The sequence below is a fragment of the Janibacter massiliensis genome (genome assembly GCF_900289115.1).
In the GTDB taxonomy this organism is placed as follows: Bacteria; Actinomycetota; Actinomycetes; order Actinomycetales; family Dermatophilaceae; genus Janibacter_A; species Janibacter_A massiliensis.
In genome coordinates this window covers 1,350,120-1,374,060 of record NZ_LT985196.1, presented here as the reverse complement: position 1 = coordinate 1,374,060, position 23,941 = coordinate 1,350,120, and the positions used below count along the sequence as shown (strand labels likewise).

The 23,941-nt window shown below is 72.5% G+C and carries 17 protein-coding genes; 7 read left to right on the top strand and 10 right to left on the bottom strand.

Annotated features, from left to right (window positions below):
* Positions 1 to 8: 8 nt before the first annotated feature.
* From DAA34_RS06630 to DAA34_RS06605, 5 genes are all read right to left on the bottom strand, one after another.
* Entirely contained in the window at positions 9 to 2,381 is a 2,373-nt protein-coding gene (locus DAA34_RS06630) for a hypothetical protein (RefSeq protein WP_106818146.1), read from the bottom strand.
* Between the two features lie 134 nt (positions 2,382 to 2,515).
* The gene (locus DAA34_RS06620; RefSeq protein ID WP_106818145.1) at positions 2,516 to 3,223 is read right to left on the bottom strand and encodes an ABC transporter ATP-binding protein; all 708 of its coding nucleotides are present in this window, start codon (positions 3,221 to 3,223) and stop codon (positions 2,516 to 2,518) included.
* Positions 3,224 to 3,228: 5 nt separating this feature from the next.
* Positions 3,229 to 3,591 (bottom strand): peptidase inhibitor family I36 protein, encoded by a 363-nt coding sequence (locus tag DAA34_RS06615; protein WP_106818144.1) that lies wholly within the window; start codon positions 3,589 to 3,591, stop codon positions 3,229 to 3,231.
* 210 nt (positions 3,592 to 3,801) lie between these two features.
* A complete protein-coding gene (glgP, locus tag DAA34_RS06610; RefSeq protein WP_106818143.1) occupies positions 3,802 to 6,384 on the bottom strand; it encodes an alpha-glucan family phosphorylase in 2,583 nt (860 codons plus the stop codon).
* Between the two features lie 10 nt (positions 6,385 to 6,394).
* Entirely contained in the window at positions 6,395 to 6,994 is a 600-nt protein-coding gene (locus DAA34_RS06605) for a hypothetical protein (RefSeq protein ID WP_106818142.1), read from the bottom strand.
* 138 nt (positions 6,995 to 7,132) lie between these two features.
* On the opposite strand from DAA34_RS06605, the gene DAA34_RS06600 reads away from it, so the two are divergent.
* Genes DAA34_RS06600 through glgB form a run of 3 tightly spaced genes read left to right on the top strand, consistent with a single transcriptional unit; the run spans position 7,133 to position 14,707 of the window.
* Positions 7,133 to 9,256: an alpha-1,4-glucan--maltose-1-phosphate maltosyltransferase gene (locus tag DAA34_RS06600; RefSeq protein ID WP_106819908.1), complete on the top strand. Its 2,124-nt coding sequence runs from the start codon at positions 7,133 to 7,135 to the stop codon at positions 9,254 to 9,256.
* A gap of 5 nt (positions 9,257 to 9,261) precedes the next feature.
* Complete coding sequence (gene treS / locus DAA34_RS06595) at positions 9,262 to 10,992, top strand: maltose alpha-D-glucosyltransferase (protein ID WP_106818141.1); 1,731 nt, start codon at positions 9,262 to 9,264, stop codon at positions 10,990 to 10,992.
* Positions 10,985 to 14,707, top strand: coding sequence for a 1,4-alpha-glucan branching protein GlgB (gene glgB, locus DAA34_RS06590; protein WP_106818140.1), 3,723 nt, complete (start codon positions 10,985 to 10,987; stop codon positions 14,705 to 14,707). Before treS ends, glgB begins: the two co-directional genes overlap by 8 nt.
* A 42-nt stretch (positions 14,708 to 14,749) precedes the next feature.
* Here the strand turns inward: glgB and DAA34_RS06585 are convergent, their stop codons facing one another.
* Positions 14,750 to 15,712: an exodeoxyribonuclease III gene (locus tag DAA34_RS06585; protein WP_106818139.1), complete on the bottom strand. Its 963-nt coding sequence runs from the start codon at positions 15,710 to 15,712 to the stop codon at positions 14,750 to 14,752.
* Positions 15,713 to 15,748: 36 nt separating this feature from the next.
* Here DAA34_RS06585 and yaaA point away from each other — a divergent pair, with 36 nt between their 5' ends.
* From yaaA to pgm, 3 genes are all read left to right on the top strand, one after another.
* A complete protein-coding gene (gene yaaA, locus DAA34_RS06580; protein WP_106818138.1) occupies positions 15,749 to 16,540 on the top strand; it encodes a peroxide stress protein YaaA in 792 nt (263 codons plus the stop codon).
* Positions 16,541 to 16,544: 4 nt separating this feature from the next.
* Positions 16,545 to 17,897: an NADP-specific glutamate dehydrogenase gene (gene gdhA / locus DAA34_RS06575; protein ID WP_106818137.1), complete on the top strand. Its 1,353-nt coding sequence runs from the start codon at positions 16,545 to 16,547 to the stop codon at positions 17,895 to 17,897.
* Between the two features lie 70 nt (positions 17,898 to 17,967).
* Positions 17,968 to 19,611, top strand: a complete 1,644-nt coding sequence (pgm, locus tag DAA34_RS06570) for a phosphoglucomutase (alpha-D-glucose-1,6-bisphosphate-dependent) (RefSeq protein ID WP_106818136.1) — start codon at positions 17,968 to 17,970, stop codon at positions 19,609 to 19,611.
* A 22-nt stretch (positions 19,612 to 19,633) separates the two neighbouring features.
* On the opposite strand, the gene DAA34_RS06565 is transcribed toward pgm, so the two are convergent.
* The 4 genes from DAA34_RS06565 to DAA34_RS06550 form a co-directional block, all read right to left on the bottom strand.
* Positions 19,634 to 20,152 carry a C40 family peptidase gene (locus tag DAA34_RS06565; RefSeq protein WP_106818135.1) on the bottom strand — a complete coding sequence of 173 codons (519 nt, stop codon included), beginning with the start codon at positions 20,150 to 20,152 and terminating at the stop codon, positions 19,634 to 19,636.
* A 286-nt stretch (positions 20,153 to 20,438) separates the two neighbouring features.
* Positions 20,439 to 21,365 (bottom strand): tetratricopeptide repeat protein, encoded by a 927-nt coding sequence (locus tag DAA34_RS06560; protein ID WP_106818134.1) that lies wholly within the window; start codon positions 21,363 to 21,365, stop codon positions 20,439 to 20,441.
* A 50-nt stretch (positions 21,366 to 21,415) separates the two neighbouring features.
* Positions 21,416 to 22,411: a hypothetical protein gene (locus DAA34_RS06555; protein WP_106818133.1), complete on the bottom strand. Its 996-nt coding sequence runs from the start codon at positions 22,409 to 22,411 to the stop codon at positions 21,416 to 21,418.
* On the bottom strand, positions 22,408 to 23,100 hold the full coding sequence (locus tag DAA34_RS06550) for a hypothetical protein (RefSeq protein ID WP_106818132.1): 693 nt from the start codon (positions 23,098 to 23,100) through the stop codon (positions 22,408 to 22,410). Before DAA34_RS06550 ends, DAA34_RS06555 begins: the two co-directional genes overlap by 4 nt.
* A gap of 197 nt (positions 23,101 to 23,297) precedes the next feature.
* On the opposite strand from DAA34_RS06550, the gene DAA34_RS06545 reads away from it, so the two are divergent.
* On the top strand, positions 23,298 to 23,918 hold the full coding sequence (locus DAA34_RS06545) for a hypothetical protein (RefSeq protein ID WP_106818131.1): 621 nt from the start codon (positions 23,298 to 23,300) through the stop codon (positions 23,916 to 23,918).
* Positions 23,919 to 23,941: the final 23 nt, after the last annotated feature.

Genomic DNA, 23,941 nt, shown 5'->3' with positions numbered 1-23,941 from the left:
CTCGCCTCTCAGGACGGCTCGGGTCGGGCAGCGAGCCCGGCCGAGGCAAGGGTGGACAGCAGACCGGCCCCGACCACGGAGAGCACGAGCGGCCAGGGAACGGTCACGGTGAGCTGTGCTCCGTCGACCAGCACCGCAGGGACCCCGACGGCGACGACCGCGCCGATGACCGCCCAGCCGATGGCCACGAGCAGGGGGTACCCGACATAGGCCACCGCGACCCTCCGCGTGTAGGAGGCGGGGACCCCGGCGGCCCGAAGTCCGGCCGCGATCCTCGACAGGTCGCCTGCGATGCGCCGCGCGACAGCCCACGACACCGCGACGACCGCGAGGGCGAACAACCAGGAGGCTGCCGTGAGCCAGACGGGCAGCTCAACCGGCGGGGGAAGGCGTGGCGTCGTCACGTATCCGGGGTCGAATCGGCCCTTGGCCGGGGCGGCGTCGGCTCGTTCGACATCCTCGCGCCGGGGTGCCAGGTAGGCCAGGCGGGTGATCGAGACGGTCGTGCCCCGCGGCAGGTTCTTCTCGAGGGTCAGCCCACCCAGCAGGTTGGACCACCCAGGATCCATCGCGGCAGAGGCGGTCGGCGGCTTCCACGTCCGCCCGTCGGGATCCAGCGTGAATGTGGTGGGTTGATCGTCCTGGGTGAGCCCCCCACCCGACTCGAGCGTCCGGCGGGCCTTTCGATCGAGCGGGTGCCCGAGCAGGCGTTCGGCCTCGCGTACTGATTGGACTGCTCGAAGGGCCCCGCCCCCGTCCTCCCGCCGCCGCCCGACGCTCTTGAGAAGGACCGGGTCACGCAACCCCGAGGCGGCCTCGAAGTCGGCGCGGACCGAGGGCGGCACCGCGTTCTCCGACACGGGCTCGAGCAGGACGCGGTCGTTCGGGAGGTCCCCGACGAGGTGAGAAGCGGAGTACGCCTTCTCTGAGTAGATCGAGGTGGCAAGGGCGAGCGCGACCACGGCAGCCGCGCAGACGCCGAGCGCGACGGCCGGGATCATCCCGCCCGGCTGCCGGATCTTCCGGGCCGCCAGGTCGGCCGACGGGCCCGTTCGCGCCAACGGCCCCGCGCCGAGGGTCACGACGTCCGGCACGAGCAGGGCCCACGCCACAGCGACCGTGAGGACCAACGCCGACTGCGCGTCGCTGCTCGCGCTTGATGGCCCGACGAGCAGGATGGCTACGCACGTCAGGGCCACGGCCCCTGCCCGTCGGAGCGCGGCCGAGAACCGCCCGCTCCCCTGCTGGCGGCGGCCTACGTCCGGGCTGCCCATGGCCTCCAGGCGTGTGGTCCGTGCCCCCACCAGGAGTGCCGCCAGGACGGGGACGAGAACGAGACGGGTCGCCTCGCCCCACGGAACGTGGACAGGTGGGAGGTCGCGGCCGGTCAGTCCCGGTACGCCCGGGCGCACCAAGAGGCCAGCGCCGATGCCGACTGCCGCGCCGATTGTCCCACTGGCAAGCGCTGCGACTCCGTCCGCCAGCACGGTGGCGAAGGCGATGGCCGATCGTGGAGCCCCGACAGCAGTGAACGCCGGCGCGTGCGCGCGCACCCACCTCCCGGCGAGCAGCGCGACCAGCGCACCCGCACCGACAAGCAGCGTCGTGGAAGGCCCGACGTAGAGCAGGAGCTCCTTCGTCAGGAGCGTCTGCTCGTGCCCTGCCACAAGGGCATCACGAGTGACGAGGTCGATACCCTCCCCTGCGTCCACCCCGTCCGCGACGATCCGGGCCGCCGTGTCGTGCGGGTCACCACCGCCGTGCCAGTACGCGACCGGGGCGGTCGTCATCGAGGGGTAGCGCTTGATGATCGCCGGGTCGAAGGAGGCCCACGTGCGCGGTGCGGCGTACAGCACCCGACCGTCGTGCGCCGCAGCCGAGCGCACCACGCCGACGACCGCGAATCCGACGACCTTGTTGTCCAGCTCGAAGCGCCATCCCGGACTCACGCCAAGCGCCGCGGTCACCGCGACCTCGCCGGGGCGGGTCGGCCACCGGCCCTCGACGAGGGTGTCTCGCTGCGGGAACGGGTGGTCCGCCCACGGCCCCTCCTGGTACGACACCATCCGACCGGAGGAGTCGTTGAACATCCCCTGCAGGCCGATCCATCCCGTAGCCCGCCTGACGGTCAGCGCCCTGTTCTCGGTCGTTGTCGGCCCTTGGCCGATGGGGACGACCCGCCACGACTGGGTCGACGCCTCCGCCTCACCCAGGTCCCAGGCGATCCGCTGGTCCGCAGAGCGGACGAAGGCCATGCTCGCGGTGAATGTGAAGGCGAGCAGCGCGACGACCACGCCGACGAGGCCGACGCTCCGACGCAGCGCCGCGCTCCGAGCGAACGCGCGCAGCACCGGGCCGCTGCGGGACAGGGGCCCGATCACCACTGTCCCCACGCCGAGGGCTGCTCGACGAACCGGCCGTCCTCCATGTGCAGCACCCGGTCGGCCGCGCCGGCCACCCGCGGGTCGTGCGTGACGACGAGNCAGCACCGGCCCGCTGCGGGACAGGGGCCCGATCACCACTGTCCCCACGCCGAGGGCTGCTCGACGAACCGGCCGTCCTCCATGTGCAGCACCCGGTCGGCCGCGCCGGCCACCCGCGGGTCGTGCGTGACGACGAGCGCGGCGATCCCGTCCGCGCACAGCTGCCGCACCAGGCCCACGACGGCCCGCGAGGAGTCGGTGTCGAGGTTGCCCGTCGGCTCGTCCGCGAGCAGCACCCGCCGACCACCGACCATCGCCCGCGCGATCCCGACCCGCTGCCGCTGCCCCCCGCTCATCCGGTCCGGGACCCGGTCCTCGAGCCCTTCGAGCCCGACCCGGGCGAGCATCGCCACCGCCTGCTCGCGCGCCTGCGCGCGGGGGGTGCCGGCCATGACCAGCGGCAGCTCGACGTTCTCGACCGCCGTCAGCTCCGGCACGAGCAGATGGTCCTGGAAGACGACACCGACGTCCTTGAGCCGGAGTGCGGTCCGCTCCCGCTCGGAACGACCCACCATCTGCTGCCCGAACACCTCGACCTCGCCCTCGGCGCCCTCGAGCAGGCCCGCTACGACGTGCAGCAGCGTGCTCTTCCCGCACCCGCTGGCCCCCATGAGCGCGACGAACTCACCCGCGCCGACCGTCAACGACACCCCGTCGACGGCGACGACCTGCGCCTCGCCCTCCCCGTAGGTCTTGCGGACGCTGCGGACCTCAAGAGCCTGCGACGGCGTCGGATCCATGCCGGTCAGGAACAGCCACCGTTCATGCGCCACGACTTCATGTCGTCGTTGTAGCGGTCCCCGACGTAGGCCACCTCTCGCCCCTCGAGCATGTTGTAGCAGTCACCCCGCCCGTCTCGGTCGTCGTACCACGCGCCGTTCCGTGATGTCGGATTCTCCCATGACGACATGTCGTTCGGCGCGACGACGTTCGTCACCGGCTGGCCAGCGGTCTTGCGGGAGATCAGGCCTTGGAAGTTCCGGTTGACGTAGACGCACGCTCTGGTCGTGCCGGGGCACAGCGTGCGGTTCCCCGCGAGGGACGGCGAACCCGCTGCGGCCAGCGACGCTCCCACAGCGACAACGGCAAGCATCGATCCGATCTTCATTGCATTCCTCCCCAAGGTGATGAGCCTGGTCGGGCTCGGGACAAACCTCTCGAAATCCCCCCCCCCCGCGCCGCAACCGCCGCCGGCGCCAGCGGGGTGAACGCTCCACCAACATCCGGTTGCCCGCAGGCGACAATCCGCGCAGGGTGGACAAGCGACCCGGCCCGGCCACCCCTGGGCGGGTGGCCGGGCCGGGTCGCGCGTCGGGCGTCAGGCGTTCGCGACGAGTCCCAGGCTGGCTTGGTGGGCCAGCCCGTCGTGCGTCGGCAGGACACGGACGGTGTAGCCGAAGTCCCCCGTGCGCTGCAGGCGGATGTCCCCGGAGTACTCGTGGGTGCCGTCGTCGTGGGCCGCGTGGTGGGTCAGCGACACCGAGGCGACGTCCGACAGCTCGTCCGTCCCCCGGCCGGGCCGGCCGTGGACGACCTGCGCGTCGACGTCGGCCGGAGCCAGGCCGCCGAGCTCGACGAACGCCGATACGTGCAGGACGTCCCCGACCTGCGGGGAGTCGCTGACCCCGGCGGACTCGACGTGCTCGACCCGGACCCCGCCCCACGCCTCCCGGACCCGACCGCGGTACCCCGCGAGGTCCTTGGCGCCGGCGAAGCCGTCGCGGGCCGCCCACCACCCGTGGCGGGCCGCGGGGGCGTACAGCTGCTGCACGTAGTCGCGCACCATCCGGGAGGCGAGCACCTTCGGCCCGAGGGTGGCCAGGGTGTGGACCATCATCGAGATCCAGTTGTGCGGCAGCCCGTCCTCGCCCCGGTCGTAGAACCGCGGGGCGATCTGCTTCTCGATGAGGTCGTAGAGGGCGGCGGCCTCGAGGTCGTCGCGACGCTGCGGGTCCTCGACGCCGTCGGCCGTCGGGATCGCCCAGCCGTTCTCGCCGTCGAACCACTCGTCCCACCAGCCGTCGAGGATCGAGAGGTTGAGACCGCCGTTGAGCGCCGCCTTCATGCCCGACGTGCCGCACGCCTCGAACGGCCGCAGCGGGTTGTTCAACCACACGTCGCAGCCGGGGTAGAGGTGGCGCGCCATGGCGATGTCGTAGTTCGGCAGGAAGACGATCCGGTGGCGGACCTCCGGGTCGTCGGCGAACCGGACCATCTGCTGGATCAGCTGCTTGCCGGTCTCGTCCGCGGGGTGGGACTTACCGGCGATGACGAGCTGCACGGGGCGCTGCGGGTCGAGGAGGATCCGCTTGAGCCGGGCCGGGTCGCGCAGCATGAGGGTCAGTCGCTTGTACGTCGGCACCCGGCGCGCGAAACCGATCGTCAGGACGTCCGGGTCAAGGATCGACTCGGTCCAGCCCAGCTCGGCCTCGGAGGCGCCGCGCTTGAGCCACGACCGGCGCACCCGCTGGCGGGCCTCGTCGACGAGCTGGGCGCGCAGGGCGTTCTTCGTCCCCCAGACCCGGTCGCGCGGCACGTCCCCGATGCGCTGCCAGGCATCGTCGTCCTCGACGGCGTCGGTGCCGAGGAACTCCCGAGCGAGGTCGAAGACCAACGGGTCGACCCACGTCGTGCTGTGGACGCCGTTGGTGATGCTCGTGATCGGGACCTCGTCCTCGTCGAAGCCCGGCCACAGCCCGTTGAACATGTCGCGCGAGACGTGGCCGTGGAGCTGGGAGACGCCGTTGGCGCGCTGGGCCATCCGCAGGCCCATGACGGCCATGTTGAAGACGTTCGGGTCGCCGCCGTCGTAGTCCTCGGCGCCGAGGGCGAGGAGCTCGTCCAGGGGGACACCGACCGGCTCGAGCGGGCCGCCGAAGTGGGAGCGGACGAGGTCGGACGCGAAGCGGTCGATGCCCGCCGGGACGGGCGTGTGGGTCGTGAAGACCGTCGAGGACCGCACGGCCTCGCGCGCCTCCTCGAAGCTCAGGCCGAACCCGGCGACGTGCTCGCTGATCCGCTCGACACCGAGGAAGCCGGCGTGGCCCTCGTTCGTGTGGAAGACGTCCGGCGCCGGGGCCCCGGTCAGCCGCGACCACAGCCGCAACGCCCGGACGCCGCCGATGCCCAGGAGCATCTCCTGCTCGAGCCGTTGTTCGCCGCCGCCGCCGTAGAGGCGCTCGGTCACCTGGCGCGCACCGTCGTCGTTGCCCGGCACGTCGGAGTCGAGCAGGAGGAGCGGGACGCGGCCGACCTGCGCCTTCCAGACGTGGGCCCGCAGCTCTCGGCCGTGCGGCAGGCCGAGGGTGACGACGCACGGGGTGCCGTCCTCCTCGCGCAGCAGCGCCAGCGGCAGGTCGTCCGGGTCGAGGACCGGGTACTCCTCCTGCTGCCAGCCCTCCCGGTTGAGCGACTGCTTGAAGTACCCGGTCTTGTAGAACAGGCCGACGCCGACGATCGGGACGCCGAGGTCGGAGGCGGACTTGAGGTGGTCGCCGGCGAGGATGCCCAGCCCGCCGGAGTACTGCGGGAGCACCTCGGTGATGCCGAACTCGGGGCTGAAGTAGGCGACCGCAGCGGGCGCGCCGTCCTGCTGCTCCCGCGCCCAGCCCTGGTACCACCGGTCCTCCCGCAGGTACCGGTCGAGGTCGTCCTTGGCGCCGCGGACCCGGTCGACGAAGGCGTGGTCGTCGGCGAGGCGGGCGAGCTCGTCGGGGGTCAGGTCCGACAGCAGGGCGATGGGGTCCTGACGAACCTTCAGCCACCGCTCGGGGTCGATGTCCGAGAACAGGCGCCGCGTCGGCTCGTGCCAGGACCAGCGGAGGTTGCTCGCCAGCGCGCCGAGAGCGGCGATGGGCTCGGGAAGGACGGTGCGGACGGAGAAACGGCGGATGGCCTTCACCCGGACGACCCTACCGAGCCCGGGTTTCGGGCACGTGAACTCCAGCGCGGCGACGCTCAGGTCGGCCCGTCTTCGGCACGACGAGGTGGGCAGCGATGTCCTCGGCCCGTTCCTCGGCGTCGCCCCACGCGACCGGCTCCCAGCCCGGGTGGTCGGCCATGCAGGCCCGGGACGCGTCGCCGACCTCGCGCGGTCCCCAGCCGAGCGGCCATGCCGTGTGGAGGGTGCCCGGCATCCCGTCGACGACGACGCCCCGCGCCTCCAGCGCTCGCGCGAACGACGTCGTCATGGTCTCCAGATCACCGCCCGGGAGTCCGCCGTGGTCGCCGCCCCGGATCGCCTCGTCGCCCTCCGGGTCGAAGCGGAAGATGACCGTGCACCGGTCCGCGAGCGCCTCGACACCCGTGACCACCAGGACCCCGCCACCGATGTCGGTCACGCGGACGACGTCGTCCGGCACGAGCGGCACGTCGAGGCCAAGGGTCACGAGCCGGTACGTCCCGCCACCCTCCTCGACGTCGACCGGCACCGCCCACACCTCGTCGTGCCCCTCGTCGTCATCGCAGACCGTGTCCACGAACAGCCGCGTCCTCGTCTCGGTCCCGCCCATGCCGACCATCCTTTCCGTCGTCCTGCTCCGACCCCTTCACGATGTCACCGAGGTCCGACAACCCTCCCGGCCGCGGGCGTCCCATCGATCGCTCGTCGGACGTGACCGTCTCACCCGGCGTGTAGCGTCGCGAACGTGATGACGCCGGACGATCACCGCACCCCGCCCGCCACCACCGACCTCTCCCCCGACGCCGCAGCCACGTCGACGGGCGACTACGCCGACCACGTCGCGACGAGCGCCACCCCCGTCTCCGCTCCCCCGCAGATCCCCCTCGGCCGGATCCCCGTCCTCGACGTGAAGCCGTCGGTCGACGGTGGAGCGCGCCCCGCGAAGGCCGTGCCCGGGGAGGAGTTCCTCGTCTCCGCCACCGTCTTCCGCGAGGGGCACGACGCGGTCAACGCGACCGTCGTCCTCACCGACCCCGCGGGCGACGAGCACCACGTCCCGATGCACCTGGACAACGCCGGGCTCAGCGCGTGGTCGGCGATGGTCAGCACCGACCGTCAGGGACTGTGGCACTACCGCGTCGAGGGCTGGTCGGACCCGTACGGCACGTGGGAGCACGACGCGACGATCAAGGTCGAGGCGGGGATCGACGTCGAGCTCATGCTCGAGGAGGGCGCCCGTGTCCTCGAGCACGCCCTCGACGCCGACGAGCACGACCGCCCGCACGACGGGGAGCAGGTCCTCATCGACGCGATCCGCACCCTGCGGGACACGTCGGTCGACCCGCTGACCCGCCTGCGCACGGCGACGAGCGGCGCCGTGCAGGACGAGCTGAGGGCCCGCCCGCACCGTGACCTCGTCACCCCGAGCCCCGACCTGCCCCTGATCGTCGAGCGGGGGCGCGCGCTGTACGGCGCGTGGTACGAGATCTTCCCTCGGTCCGAGGGCGCCTGGTACGACGAGTCGATCGGCCGGTGGCGCAGCGGCACCCTGCGGACCGCCGCCGAGCGCCTCCCGGCGATCGCCGGGATGGGCTTCGACGTCGTCTACCTCACCCCGATCCACCCGATCGGCACGACGGCGCGCAAGGGACCGAACAACACGCTGAACGCCGGCCCGGAGGACCCGGGCAGTCCCTACGCCATCGGCTCCCCCGACGGCGGGCACGACGCGATCCACCCCGACCTGGGCACCTTCGAGGACTTCGACGCGTTCGTCGCGCGGGCCGGCGAGCTCGGCCTCGAGGTCGCGATGGACCTCGCGCTCCAGTGCTCCCCCGACCACCCGTGGGTCAGCGAGCACCCCGAGTGGTTCACCACCCGCGCCGACGGGACGATCGCCTACGCGGAGAACCCGCCGAAGAAGTACCAGGACATCTACCCCCTGAACTTCGACAACGATCCCGCGGGCATCTACGCGGCCGTCCGGGCCGTCGTCCAGACGTGGATCGACCACGGCGTGACGATCTTCCGCGTCGACAACCCGCACACCAAGCCCGTCGAGTTCTGGCAGTGGCTCATCCAGGACGTCGCCGTCGACCACCCCGACGTCATCTGGCTGTCCGAGGCGTTCACCAAGCCGGCGATGATGCACACCCTGGCCAAGATCGGCTTCCAGCAGAGCTACACGTACTACGCGTGGCGTAACGAGCGGTGGGAGCTCGAGGAGTACCTCGCCGAGGTCTGCGGCGAGGCCGGGGCATACATGCGCCCGTCGTTCTGGCCCACGACCCACGACATCCTCACGCCGTACATGCAGCTCGGCGGCGAGGCGGCGTGGAAGCTGCGCGCCGCGATCGCGGCGACGTCGGTCCCGACGTACGGCATCTACGCCGGCTACGAGCTCATGGAGTCGGTCGCGCGACCGGGTGCTCAGGAGCAGATCGACAACGAGAAGTACCAGTACAAGGACCGCCGCTGGTGGAACTACGAGCCGGGCGGGATCGACGAGGGGCGCTCTCTCGCCGGCTGGCTGACGATGCTCAACCGCATCCGCCGTGAGCACCCCGCCCTGCACGTGCTGCGCAACCTCGCGCTCCACTCGGCGGACGACGAGAACGTCCTCGTGTACTCCAAGCGGCGGGTGCTGCCCGACGGCACGGACGACACGATCGTCGTCGCCGTCAACCTCGACCCCCATGCGACGCGGGAGACGACCATCCGGCTCGACATGGGTGCCCTGGGGATGCTCGGTCACGACACCTTCGCCGCGCACGACCTCGTCACCGGGCAGACGTGGGAATGGGGTCGGGCGAACTACGTGCGCCTGGGCCGAGACACCGAGCCCGTCCACATCGTCCACGTCCGGAGGTGACCTGAGTGCAAGGTCTGAACGTCAACCAGCCGGGCCTGACCCGCGACCCCCAGTGGTTCCGCAAGGCGGTCTTCTACGAGGTGCTCGTCCGGGCCTTCGGCGACTCGAACGCCTCGGGTGCCGGTGACTTCACGGGCGTCATCAACCGTCTCGACTACCTCCAGTGGCTCGGCGTCGACTGCATCTGGCTCCCGCCGTTCTACGCCTCGCCGCTGCGCGACGGCGGGTACGACATCTCGGACTACACGGCCGTCCTGCCGGAGTTCGGCACGCTGCCGGAGTTCACCGAGCTCGTCAGCCAGGCGCACGCGCGCGGCATCCGGATCATCACCGACCTCGTGATGAACCACACGAGCGACCAGCACCCGTGGTTCCAGGCCAGCCGGTCCGAGCCCGACGGCCCCTACGGGGACTACTACGTGTGGTCCGACACGGACGAGAAGTACCCGGACGCGCGGATCATCTTCGTCGACACCGAGGTCAGCAACTGGACCTTCGACCCGATCCGCCGCCAGTTCTTCTGGCACCGCTTCTTCAGCCACCAGCCCGACCTCAACTTCGAGAACCCGGCCGTGCACGAGGCGATGTTCGACATCGTCCGCTTCTGGATGGACCTGGGCATCGACGGCTTTCGGCTCGACGCCGTGCCCTACCTCTACGAGGAGGACGGGCACAACGGCGAGAACCACCCCAGGACGCACGAGTTCCTGTCCAGGCTGCGCGCGATGGTCGACGAGGAGTACCCCGGCCGGATCCTGCTGGCCGAGGCCAACCAGATGCCGCACGAGGTCGTCGACTACTTCGGCACGCCCGAGGCGCCCGAGTGCCAGATGTGCTTCCACTTCCCCGTCATGCCGCGCCTGTACTACGCGCTGCGCGAGGAGACGGCCGCCCCCGTCCTCGACGTCCTCGCGGCGACCCCGGAGATCCCGCCGGGCACCCAGTGGGGCACCTTCCTGCGCAACCACGACGAGCTGACGCTCGAGATGGTCAGCCCGGACGAGCGCGCCGCGATGTACGGCTGGTACGCGCCCGACCCCCGGATGCGCGCCAACGTCGGCATCCGGCGTCGCCTGGCGCCGCTGCTCGACAACTCCCGCTCCGAGCTCGAGCTGATCCACGCGCTCCTGCTGTCGCTGCCGGGTTCGCCGTGCCTGTACTACGGCGACGAGATCGGGATGGGCGACAACATCTGGCTCGACGACCGCGACTCGGTCCGCACCCCGATGCAGTGGACGCCCGACCGCAACGCCGGCTTCTCCGCGGCCGACCCCGGCAAGCTCTACCTGCCGGTCGTCACCTCGCTCGTGTACCACCACAACAACGTCAACGTCGAGGCGCAGATGGCGAGCAGCTCCTCGCTGCTGCAGTGGCTGCGCGGGATGCTGCGCGTCCGCAAGGCCCACCCCGTCTTCGGGCTCGGCGACTTCACGGCGCTCGAGGCCGACAACCCGCACATCCTCGCCTACCTCCGCAGCGTCCGGCCCGAGGAGGTCCTCGACGACGAGGACGACCGCGAGACGGTGCTGTGCGTGAACAACCTCGCCTCCCGGCCGCAGGCGGCGAAGATCCAGCTCCCGCCGGAGTTCGCCGGGCGGCGCCTGAAGGACCTCTTCGGCGGCTCGGGCTTCCCGCCGGTCGCCGAGGACGGGACGGTGTGGCTCACGTTCGGGTCGCGGGACTTCTTCTGGCTGAAGGCCGTTCCCGACCCCGCGAAGGAGGCCGCCCATGGCTGAGCTGCACCCGGAGGCGACGCTCGTCCCCTCCAAGCTCGAGATGGTCACCGCGTGGATCGGGCGGCAGCGGTGGTTCGTCGGCCTGAGCGAGGTCCCGACCCTGCGGCTGCTGCACCGCTGGCGGCTGGACGACCCGGCCGGCGAGGTCGGGCTCGAGATCCTCGTCGTCGTCGACGAGACGGTGGACGATCGCGGCGAGCCCGTCCCGGGCCACGGCGTCGTCTACCAGGTGCCGCTGACGTACCGGTCGGCAGCGCTGCCCGACGCCGAGCACGCGCTCGTCGGGACGATGGAGCACTCGATGCTCGGCGCCCGGTGGGTCCACGACGGCTGCCACGACCCGGTGTTCGCCCGCGAGCTGCTCCGGCTGTGCCACGGCGACGTCGCGGCCGCCTCGTCGTTCGCCTCCCACGCGGTCGACGAGGGCGTGACGAGCGACCGGCACGCGGGGTGGACCGAGGAGCTGCCGGAGACGACGAGCCGGGTCCTCGTCGGGGAGCAGTCCAACACCTCGATGCTGCACCTGCCGACGACCCCGGGCGCGACCCCGATCATCTGCAAGCTCTTCCGCACCCTCGCCCCGGGCCGCAACCCGGACGTCGAGCTCCAGGGCCTCCTCTCCGACGCCGGGGTCGCCGACGTCCCACGGATGCTCGGCAGCGTCAGCGTGACCTGGCCCGCGCCGGCGGACGGCGCCCCCGTCGTCGGGGACGTCGCCGTCGCGCAGGAGCTGCTCGCGGGCGCCCAGGACGCCTTCCGGGTGTGCCTCGAGCTCGCCCGTCGCGGCGAGTCCCTCGGACCCCGCGCCCGTGACCTCGGTGCGGCGACCGCGCGCGTCCACGCCGCCCTCGCCCGGCTCGCCCCGACCAGGGCGTGCACGACCGAGGACGTCGACCGGTTCGTCGACGGCGCCCGGGGGCGCCTCGCCGAGGCGATCACCCACGTCCCCGCCCTCGCCGACAGGGCCGACGCGCTCGAGCAGCGCCTGACGGCAGCCCGCCGGGCGAGCTGGCCTGCGCTCCAGCGCGTGCACGGCGACTACCACCTCGGCCAGGTCCTCGACGTCCCCGGCCGCGGCTGGGTCCTCATCGACTTCGAGGGCGAGCCGCTCCGGCCGCTGCCCGAGCGGGTCCTGCCCGACGCGCCCCTGCGGGACGTGGCCGGGATGCTCCGCTCCTTCGACTACGTCGCCGCGACCCTCGAGCACGAGGGGCACCCGCTCGCCGCGCGGGCCCGCGCCGCCGTCCCCGACGTCGAGGAGGCCTTCCTCGCCGGGTACGCCTCGGTCTCCGGGCGCGACCCGCGCGACGACGGCGACGTCCTCGCCGCACTCGTCCTCGACAAGGCCCTCTACGAGGTCGTGTACGAGGCCCGCAACCGTCCGGCGTGGGTCCCGATCCCGGTGTCCGCGCTCGACCGACTCACCCAGGAGGTCCCCGTGGACCGCACGACGCAGCATCCGACCGAGCCGTCCGTCCCGACCGACACGCCCGCGCCGGACGGCAGCGGCCCCGTCGCCGCGTCCGGCGGTCTCAGCGACGCGCAGCGCACCCTCCTCGACGAGCTCGCGGGCGGCTGGTGCGCGGTGCCGCACGACGTGCTCGGCAACCACCTCGAGCCGGCCGGCCTGCGCGTGCGGGTCCGCCGCCCGATGGCCCAGGCCGTGCGGATCCGCTTCGAGGACGGGGAGATCCTCGAGGCGACGCACGAGCACGCCGGCGCGTGGTCGGTCCTGCGCGAGGAGATCGACCGCACGATGGACTACCGCGTCCTCACGACGTGGGGTGACGGCGTCGAGCACGAGCAGGACGACCCCTACCGTTTCGCCCCGACCGTCGGCGAGGTCGACCTGCACCTGGTGAACGAGGGCCGGCACGAGCAGCTGTGGACCGTCCTCGGTGCCCGCGTGCGCAGCTTCGAGGGACCGCTCGGACGGGTCGAGGGCACGTCGTTCGCCGTCTGGGCGCCACGCGCCCGCAGCGTCCACGTCATCGGCGACCACAACGGCTGGGACGCCACGGCCCACCCGATGCGAGCCCTCGGGTCGTCGGGCGTCTGGGAGGTCTTCATCCCCGGCGTCGGGGCGGGCGCCTGCTACAAGTACGCGATCCGCACCCCCGACGGGCGGCTGCTGGAGAAGGCGGACCCGCTCGCCCGGCACGCCGAGGTCGCACCCGCGACGGCGAGCCGGGTCACGAGCACCGACTACGTCTGGGGCGACGGCGAGTGGCTCGCCGCCCGGGCGGCGACCGACCCCCACCACCGCCCGACGAGCATCTACGAGGTCCACCTCGGTTCGTGGCGCCAGGGCTCGAGCTACCGCGACCTCGCCGAGCACCTCGTCAACTACGTGAGCGACCTCGGGTTCACCCACGTCGAGCTCCTGCCCGTCATGGACCACCCGTACCCGCCGTCGTGGGGCTACCACGTGACGAGCTACTACGCGCCGAACGCGCGCTTCGGCGACCCGGACGACTTCCGCTACCTCGTCGACCGCCTCCACCAGGCCGGCGTCGGGGTCATCCTCGACTGGGTCCCCGGGCACTTCGCCACGGACCCGTGGGCGCTGGCGCAGCTCGACGGCCAAGCGCTCTACGAGCACCCCGACCCGCGCAAGGGCTGGCACCCGGAGTGGGGCTCGTACATCTTCGACTTCGGCCGTAACGAGGTGCGCAACTTCCTCGTCGCCAACGCCCTGTACTGGCTCGAGGAGTTCCACGTCGACGGGCTGCGGATCGACGGTGTCGCATCGATGCTCTACCTCGACTACTCGCGCAAGGACGGCGAGTGGGAGCCGAACCGCCACGGCGGGCGGGAGAACCTCGAGGCGGTGGCCCTCCTCCAGGAGGTCAACGCGACGGCGTACCGGCGCCACCCGGGTGTCGTCATCGTCGCCGAGGAGTCGACCGCGTGGCCCGGGGTCACCCGCCCGACGTCCGACGGCGGCCTCGGCTTCGGCATGAAGTGGAACATGGGGTGGATGAACGACTCCCTGCGGTACATCGCGCAGGACCCCATCCACCGGCAGTACCACCACAACCTGCTGACGTTCCCGCTGATGTACGCCTACGCGGAGAACTACCTGCTGCCGATCAGCCACGACGAGGTCGTCCACGGCAAGGGCTCGATGCCGCGGAAGATCCCCGGCTCGTTCGCCGACCAGCTCGCGACGCTGCGCGCGTACTACGCCTACATGTGGGCGCACCCGGGCAAGCAGCTCCTCTTCATGGGGTGCGAGTTCGCGCAGACGGCCGAGTGGGCCGACGGCCGCTCCCTCGACTGGTGGCTGCTGGACCACCCCGAGCACTACCGGGTCCACAACCTCGTCAAGGAGCTCAACCGGGTCTACGCGGACTCTCCCGCGATGTGGGCGCTCGACAGCACGCCGGCCGGGTTCGAGTGGCTGGACGCCGACGACAACACGGGCAACACCTTCACCTTCGTCCGGTTCGGGCGCGAGGACCGCTCGGGTGACGAGGTGCTCGCGGTCGCGGTGAACTTCGGCGGCGGCGACCGGTCCGGCCTGCGGATCGGGCTGCCGCGACCGGGCCGCTGGGAGGTCGTCCTCGACACCGCCGGGTACGACGCCGCGGGCTCCCCGAGCACGGCCGGGACGGTGCTCGACGCGCAGGAGGTGCCGTGGAACCGGCAGCCGTGGTCGGCCGAGATCCGCCTCTCGCGCCTGAGCACGGTCTACCTGCGCCCGATCGACTGAGCCGGGCGCACCCGGCCTGACCCGGGGCCGTCGAGAGCCGGGTCAGGCCGGCCAGGCCCCCGTGTCGTAGTCGACGACGACCGGGGCGTGGTCACTGATCCGCGCCTCGCGGCTGGCCTCCCGGTCGACGGCCGCCGCGGTGGCCGAGCGGGCCAGGCGCGGGGTCGCGAGGTGGTAGTCGATCCGCCACCCGACGTCCTTCGCGAAGGCCTCCCCCATCCACGACCACCACGAGTAGGGCCCGTCGACGTCGCCGACGTGCCGGCGCACGACGTCGACGAGGGTCCGCGGCCCGATCTGGGCGTCGATCCACTCCCGCTCGGCGGGGAGGAAGCCCTCGGACCGGTGCGCCCGGCGCCAGTGGGTGACGTCCCACCGCTGGTGGGCGATGTTGAGGTCCCCGGTGAGCAGGAACTCCCGGCCCCGCCGGAGCGCGTCCTTGCGGGACCGGGCGAGCTGGCGGCCGAAGGCGTCGAGGAAGTGCATCTTGCGCTCGAAGCGGGCCCCGCCGTCGGGCGCCTCGCGCATCCGCCCCGGGACCTGCAGCTCGGCGGGCAGCCCGCCCTTGGGCAGGTACAGGGAGGCGACGGTGAGCGGGACGTCGGCGAGGTCGACCTCGATGTACCGGCCTTCCGTGGCGTAGCGGGAGATCCCGCGCGCGAGCGGCCCGGGCGCGGCCTCCACCGGCTCCGGCGCGCACCCGCCGGGCGCGAGGTGCCACGCGGCGCCGTCCCACGTGCGGACGGCCGTCGGTGGCACCCGGGTGAGCACGGCCACGCCATTGCGCCCGGCGAGGTGCCCCGGCTCGTACGTCGCGTGCAGGGGACCGAAGACGCCCTCGGGCACGGCGTCGACGGGGCAGCGGACCTCCTGCAGAGTGACGACGTCGGGGTCCCGCCGGGCGAGCCACTCTTGGAACCCGCGGCGCTGGGCCGCCCGGATCCCGTTGACGTTGAAGGAGGCGACCCGTAGGGGCTGGGGTGGGGGATCGTCCGGCGTCGGCACGGCGGTCAGGGTAGCCGGGCGGGTACCGTCCGGTCCGTGCTCGTCCTGCTCTCCCCCGCGAAGTCCCTCGACGTCGACTCGCCGCTGCCCTCTCGGCGACACACCCAGCCGCGCATGCTCGACGAGGCCGCCGAGCTGGCCGCCATCATGCGCACCCTCGCGCCGGAGGAGATCGGCGACCTCATGGGCATCTCGCCCGACCTGGCCGAGCTCAACGCGCAGCGGTGGGCCTCCTTCACGACCCCCTTCACCCCGGCCGACGCCCGGCCGGCCCTGTGGACCTTCGACGGCGACGTCTACCGCGGGATGGCCGCCCGTGAGCGCTTCGACGCCCGCGACCTCACCGAGGCGCAGAAGACGGTCCGGATCCTCTCGGGCCTGTACGGGCTGCTCCGGCCGCTGGACCTCATCCAGCCCTACCGGCTCGAGATGGGCACCCGCCTGACGACGCCGCGCGGCGGGTCCCTCTACGTGTGGTGGGGCGACCGGATCACGCAGGCCGTCGCCGCCGACCTCGCCGACTCCCCCGGTCCTGCGGCCGTCGTCGACCTCGCCTCGGCGGAGTACTCCGGCGCGGTCGACCTCGTTGCGCTCGGCGCCCGGGTCGTCACGCCACGGTTCGAGGATCGCGCCCGGTCCGGCGCGTGGCAGGTCGTGTCCTTCCATGCCAAGCGGGCGCGCGGGGAGATGGCGGCCTGGCTCGTGCAGCACCGGGTGCGCTCCGTCCGGGCCCTGCAGGACTTCGACGGTGCGGGGTACCGCTACGTGGCCGCCGAGTCCCGGCCGGACGTCCCGGTGTTCCGTCGGCACGCACCGGTGGTTGGCTAGTCCCATGACCGAGACGCTCCACCCGAAGCTCCAGCCGCAGTTCGACGCCGTCGTCGCACGCAACCCCGGCGAGAGCGAGTTCCACCAGGCCGTCCACGAGCTCATGGTCAGCCTCGCGCCGATCGCGGGGAAGCGACCGGACTACGCCCAGTGGTCGATCCTCAAGCGGATGTGCGAGCCGGAGCGGCAGCTCATCTTCCGCGTGCCGTGGGTGACCGACACCGGCGAGGTGCAGATCAACCGGGGGTACCGCGTCGAGTTCAACTCGACCCTGGGTCCCTTCAAGGGCGGGCTGCGCTTCCACCCGACCGTCAACCTGTCGATCATCAAGTTCCTCGGGTTCGAGCAGGTCTACAAGAACGCGCTCACCGGCATGCCGATCGGCGGGGGCAAGGGCGGCTCGGACTTCGACCCCAAGGGGCGCTCGGAGCAGGAGGTCATGCGGTTCTGCCAGTCGTTCATGACCGAGCTGCACCGGCACATCGGCGAGCACACCGACGTGCCGGCCGGTGACATCGGTGTCGGCGGCCGAGAGCTGGGGTATCTCTTCGGCCAGTTCAAGCGGATCACCAACCGCTACGAGTCGGGGGTCCTCACCGGCAAGGGACTGACGTGGGGCGGCTCGCAGGTGCGGACCGAGGCCACCGGCTACGGCACCGTCTTCTTCGCGCAGGAGATGCTCGCCTCGCGCGGGGAGTCCTTCGACGGCCGACGGGTGGTCGTGTCGGGGTCGGGCAACGTCGCCATCTACGCCGTCGAGAAGGTCCAGGAGCTCGGCGGAACGGTCGTCGCCGTCTCCGACTCCGGGGGCTACGTCGTCGACGAGGCCGGGATCGACCTGTCGCTGCTCAAGGAGGTCAAGGAGCGGCAGCGCGAGCGGCTGAGCGCCTACGCCGACGCCCGGGGCGGCGCCGTCCGGCACGTCACCGACGGCGCGGTGTGGGACGTCCCGTGCGACGTGGCCCTGCCGTGCGCGACGCAGAACGAGCTGCAGGCGGAGCACGCCCGCACGCTCGTCGCCCACGGGACCGGGCTCGTCGCCGAGGGCGCGAACATGCCGTGCACCGCCGAGGCCGTGACGATCCTGCGCGAGGCCGGGGTGCTGTACGCCCCGGGCAAGGCGAGCAACGCCGGCGGCGTCGCGACGTCCGCCCTCGAGATGCAGCAGAACGCGAGCCGGGACTCGTGGAGCTTCGAGGAGACGCAGGAGCGCCTGCGGCAGATCATGGTCGACATCCACCGGCAGTGCCTCGAGACCGCCGAGGAGTACGGGGACCCGGGCAACTACGTCATGGGCGCCAACCTCGCGGGGTACATCCGGGTCGCCGACGCGATGGTCGCCCTCGGCGTCGTCTGAGCAGGTGGCTCGCCCGACCGGGGCCGGTCGAGCCGTGGCGGGACGGGCGCCCGGTTGGAAGGATGGGGTCATGAGCGATCCCCGAGCCGGAACCCCTGCCCAGCCGTCCGACCTCGTCGACGTGCCCGCGCTCGTCACGGCGTACTACACGCGCCACCCCGACCCGAGCGACCCCGACCAGCGGGTCGTCTTCGGCACCTCGGGACACCGCGGCAGCTCGCTGCGGACCGCGTTCACCGAGGACCACATCGTGGCGACGACCCAGTCGATCTGCGAGTACCGCGCGAACCAGAGGATCGACGGCCCGCTCTTCCTCGGGCGGGACACCCACGCGCTGTCGATGCCGGCGTGGACGAGCGCGCTCGAGGTGCTGGTCGCCAACGGCGTCGACGTCCGGATCGACGAGCGCGACGGGTACACGCCCACGCCCGCCGTCTCCCACGCGATCCTCCGGGCCAACGGTGGCCGGACCGACGGCGAGGGGCTCGCTGACGGCATCGTCGTCACGCCCTCGCACAACCCGCCCCGGGACGGCGGCTTCAAGTACAACCCGCCCCACGGCGGTCCGGCGGGTTCGGACGCGACGGGAGCCATCGCCGACCGCGCGAACGAGATCCTTGCCGAGGGGTTGTCCTCCGTCCGACGCGTCCGGGCGGACGAGGCGATCGACCGGGCAGGGCGGTACGACTTCCTCGAGGCGTACGTCGCCGACCTGCCGGACGTCGTAGACCTCGAGGCCATCCGCGACGCGGGGGTGCGCATCGGCGCCGACCCGCTCGGCGGGGCCAGCGTCGCGTACTGGTCCGAGATCGCGGCGCGGTACGACCTCGGCCTCGAGGTAGTCAACCCGCTGGTCGACCCGACGTGGCGCTTCATGACGCTCGACAAGGACGGGCAGATCCGGATGGACTGCTCCTCCCCCGCAGCGATGGCCTCGCTCGTCGAGCAGCGCGACCGCTACGACATCGCGACGGGCAACGACGCCGACGCCGACCGCCACGGGATCGTCACGCCCGATGCGGGCCTGATGAACCCCAACCACTACCTCGCCGTCGCCATCGAGTACCTCTTCGGCGGGGCCCGGCCGGGGTGGCCGAAGGACGCGGCGATCGGCAAGACGCTCGTGTCGAGCTCGATGATCGACCGGGTGGCCGCCGGGGTCGGGGGCCAGCTCGTCGAGGTCCCCGTCGGGTTCAAGTGGTTCGTGGCCGGGCTCGTCGACGGCTCGTTCGGCTTCGGCGGCGAGGAGTCCGCCGGCGCCTCGTTCCTCCGCACGGACGGGACGGTGTGGACCACCGACAAGGACGGCATCGTCCTCGCGCTCCTCGCCGCGGAGATCACGGCCCGGACGGGTCGGACGCCCAGCGAGCGGTACGCCGACCTCGTCGCGCGCCACGGCGAGCCCGCCTACGCACGGATCGACGCCCCCGCGGACCGGGAGCAGAAGGCCCGGCTCGCGGCCCTCACCGCGGCGGACGTCACGGCCACCGACCTCGCCGGGCACCCGATCACGGCCGTGCTCACCGAGGCGCCCGGCAACGGGGCACCGATCGGCGGGCTCAAGGTGACGACCGATCGCGCCTGGTTCGCGGCCCGTCCGTCCGGCACGGAAGACGTCTACAAGATCTACGCCGAGTCGTTCGACGGCCCCGAGCACCTGGCGCAGGTGCAGCGCGAGGCCAAGGAGGTCGTCGACGCCGCGCTCGGCGCGTGACCCACGGCGAGACCGTTCCGGGTCAGCCGACCTTGCGGAGGGTCCCGTACGAGACGTTGCGCGTCCAGATCTTCCGCTTGCTCACGTAGCGCCCGGACGACGGCGCGTCGACGATGTAGCCGGACCCGACGTAGATGCCGAGGTGGTAGACGTACCCGCCCGACTGGAAGAAGACGAGGTCGCCGGGCTTGCGCCACCGCGCGGAGATGGGGCGTGCGTAGCTCTTCTGCGCCCCGGCCGTCCGCGGCAGGTAGACGCCCTTCTTGCTGTAGACGCGCTTGGTGAAGCCCGAGCAGTCCGCGCCGGTGTAGAGGCTCGTCCCGCCGTAGCGGTACGGGGTGCGGCCGATACGGGACTTGGCGAGCTTGGTCGCTCCGTCGACGCGCCACTGCGCGACACCGGTGGCCGCGTGGGCCTTCGGCGCCTGGGCGACCTCGGCGGTACCGAGGGCGCTCGTCCCGGCGAGGACGAGGCCCGCCGAGGCGAAAACGGAGGAGACGGAGCGGGCGGGACGGGAGGACTTCGAGAAGCTGGAGAGCAAGACGTGGCCTTCGACGGGGACAGGACGGTGCCCACCCGGGTCAGGGATCGCCCCTCGTCCGGATCGACCCGCCGGGGCCGTGGCACGAGGAGGAACGGTCACAGATCCGTAACGCGGATGCAAACCGCACGTGGGAGGAAGGGTCGCTCAGGGTCGTCCTGTCCCGTGACGAACGGCGCCGATCCCCGGTAATCCGGGGATCTGCGGGGTAGATGAAGATCACATCACCACGTGCCGCCCGCGACCCGAGATCTCGGCGAGATCTCGGGCGGGGCGTCGGGGGCGGTCAGAACAGGGCGCTCATGAGGGCGGTGCGCCCGCGCCGGACCCGCTCGTCGTGGTTGCCGACGACCGCGAACAGCTCGAGCAGGTGCGCCCGCACCCGCGCCCGCTCGTCACCCTGGGTCGCCCTGACGAGGTCGACGAGCCGGGTGAAGGCGTCGGACACGTGCCCTCCGAGGACGTCGAGGTCGGCCACCGCGAGCGCGGCGTCGACGTCGGTCGGGTCCGCCGCGGCCGCCTGGCGCACGGCGGTCGCGTCGATGCCCTCCGTCCGGGCGAGCAGCCCGATCTGCGCCAGGCCCAGCTCGGCGTCCGCGTCCTTCGGGTTCTCGGCGAGCGCCTGCTCGTAGGCCGCACGGGCCGCCTGCAGGTCGCCGCGCTCGATGGCCTCGTAGGCCGCCTGGTGCAGCGGGGGCAGCTCGTCCGCACCGGCGTCCGGCACGGGCCCCAGGTCGACCCGCCCGGTGATGCCGTGCTGGACGGCGAGCTGCAGGAGCTGGTCCAGGTAGGCCTGCACCTGCTCGACGGGGGTCGGACCGGCGAAGAGCGGCACCGGCTGGCCCTGGAGGATGCCCAGGGCGACGGGCAGCTGCTGGGCCCCGAGCGCCTGACCGAGGGCAGGGTTGGCGCTGGCGTCCGCGGTCGCCACGAGCACCCGCCCGTCGAGGCGCACCGCGACGTCGGTGACGGTCGCCACCAGCTGGGTCGAGGCCGCGTCGGTCGGCCCCGTGTGGAGGACGACGACGACCGGCACCTGCACCGACCGGTTGACGACCTGCTGGAAGGTCGCGTCCGTGACCTCGATGACGAGGCCCTCGGGCACCGTCGACGACGAGGCCGGGGTGGCCCCTCCGGGCGCGGTCCGCGCCGACACGGCGGAGAGGTCGACAGCACCCCGGAGGGCCGGACGGGAGGCGGGCTGGTCGCTCATGCCCTCATCCTCTCAGGCGCAGCCGCGACGGGCAGCAGCGCAGCGGCCCGTCAGGACGCGCTCGCCGAGCGCAGCTGCTCCGACGCCCCGACGAGCGTGGGCGTGCCGCGGGTCGTGAAGGCGATGGTCTCGATCGTCCGGGTCCGGAACCCCTCCTTGACGACGCTCGTCTCGAGCAGCGCGCGCAGGTCGGACGGCAGGACGAACCCGCGTGCCTTGGCATTCAGCGAGAACCGGTCGATGCGCTCGAGGGAGGTGATCCCCAGAACCCCGCCGTCGGCGAGGCGGAAGCCGATCGCCGTGCCGGGCAGGGACCGATGGGTCTGCTCGTACGTCGCCAGGCCCTTGTTCTTCCGGGCGATCCGCTCGGCGTTCTGCCGCCGCGCAGTCGAGAAGGCATCGGCCGTCGACACCCCGCGCGCACCCTTCGACGCCGCCGGGAATCGCCAGGCCCGCGCGAACCGATCCCCGACGGCCGACGGGGATCCGTCTCCCCGGTCCGTCGAGGTGACCAGCTCGGCACCGTCCTCGAAGGCGCCGAGCGAGGGGACGCTCGCCCCCGGCTCCATCGTCACGCTGGAGTGGAGCCGGAACGGCGCGTCCGGGCTGTCGGACACGAGGACGTGGAGCTTTTGACGGCGGTCGGAGCGGCTCGTCGCGAGGATCGCGCGCGGCCACCGCGCCCCGCTCGACACCGCCAGGACGGTGGGGTCCTCGACCTTCTCGGGCGCGGCGACCTTCGCTCCGTCGGCGCGCACGGCGGCGGCAGCGTCGGCAGCGAGCAGGGCCGGGCCGGTGAGGACGTCCCTCCGCTCGCGGCCGTCCGCCGCCGTCCTGCCCCTCGGAGCGGCCGCGGCGGCGTCGAGTGCCGTGCGTGCCGTCGAGGACGCCTCGGCCCGGCTCATCGGCGCGCCCTCGGCCTCCTCGGTCGGCGCGTCGTGGATGCCGACGACGGACCGTTCGACGCTCGCGCAGCCGGACACCGTCGTGGCCACGAGGACGAGCGCGGCGAGCGTGCGACGGGCGCGGGCGGGGCGGGGGCTCATCGGGGCTCCTCCGGGGGGGCGGCGGGCGCGGCGGGGGCGCCGGGCCCCCCGCGCTGCTCGCGGTGGTCGTGCGTCACGGCGGGACGGCGGCCCGGGCGGCGGAACAGACCGCGAATCATCATGAACAGGCCGAGGGCGAGCAGGGCGAGACCGATGACGACACCGGCCAGGGCCTTCCACCACCAGCCGTGATCCGTCCACGCGAGCCGGAGCTCCACGGGCCGGTCTCCGGGGTCGACGACGACCGTCTGCGGGGCGTCGGCCTGGGAGAGCTCGACCGAGGCCCGGCCCCGCCCGTCCGCGACCTCGTCCCACAGCTCGGCGCGGCCGGCGGTGGCCGGTGACCCCGACCCGTCGCTGCCCGTGCGCAGCGACCACCCGGAGGGGTCGACGGCCGTCACGGTCCGGAGCGTCCCGGTCCCGAGCACCGCATCGGCCTGCGAGGGCCGCCCGGCGCGCACGGAGACCGGCGCCCCGTCCTCGGTCACGGCCTCGATGGTGACGGGGGCGTCGACGCGGTTGAGCACGTCGGGGCGGATCACGACAGGGCCCTTCCCCTCCACCCGGGAGACGAACTCGGCTCGCCCGGACGGCCCGACATGGGCCGCGAGGGGAAACGACATCAGGGTGAGAACGAGGCCGGTGAGCGCGAGGAGTCCGCCGATGAGGCGGGTGTACAGGCTGGGCACGGGATCCTCCGGGAGCGGACGCCCCTCGGGACGGAGCGCGGTCGGCCGTCCACGGTGGCACACGGAGCAGATGGTCACAAATCGGTCACGGGCTCGCTGGCCCACCGCCCCGTCATCCGCCGCGGGAACGACCCCCGGTCGATAGGCTCACGGACGGCCCGAGGGCCGTCAGCGTTCGATCCACGAGGGGGAACCACATGTCGTACCCGCCACCGCCCAGCCCCGGTAGCTCCGGCTCGCCATACCCCGCCCAGCCGTACCCCGCGCAGCCGTACCCCGCGCAGCCGATCGCCACGGGGTACGCGGGCGGCCCGCCGCCGGCGAAGGGCGGCGGCAAGACGTGGCTGTGGATCCTCCTCGGCGTCCTCCTCCTGCTGCTCCTGTGCTGCGGCGGCACCTTCGCCGCCTGCAGCGCGGGGATCGTGGGCGCGTCGAGCGCGGCGAGCTCCGGGCTCGAGTCCTACTCCTCGTCGTCCTCCGCGAGCGCGAACAAGCCGGGCGGGGTGAACAACCCGCTCACGGTCTCGGAGGGCGACTCGTTCACCATCGGCGACCTCTCGTTCGCCAGCGGATGGCAGCTGAAGGCCGAGGAGTACCTGGGCAAGGGCATCCCGAGCATGACGGTGACGAACAACGGCTCGAGCTCCGAGTCGGTCTACATCGACGTCATGTTCTACGAGGGCTCGACGAAGCTCTCCGACGAGATCTCCTGCTCCGCCTCCGTCCTCGCCCCGGGCGAGTCCGGCCAGCTCAACTGCGCGGGCCACCTGTCCGAGGGCCAGACGTACGACACGATCAAGGTCGCCGAGGCGTACTGACGCCGCGGATCGACGACGCGCGC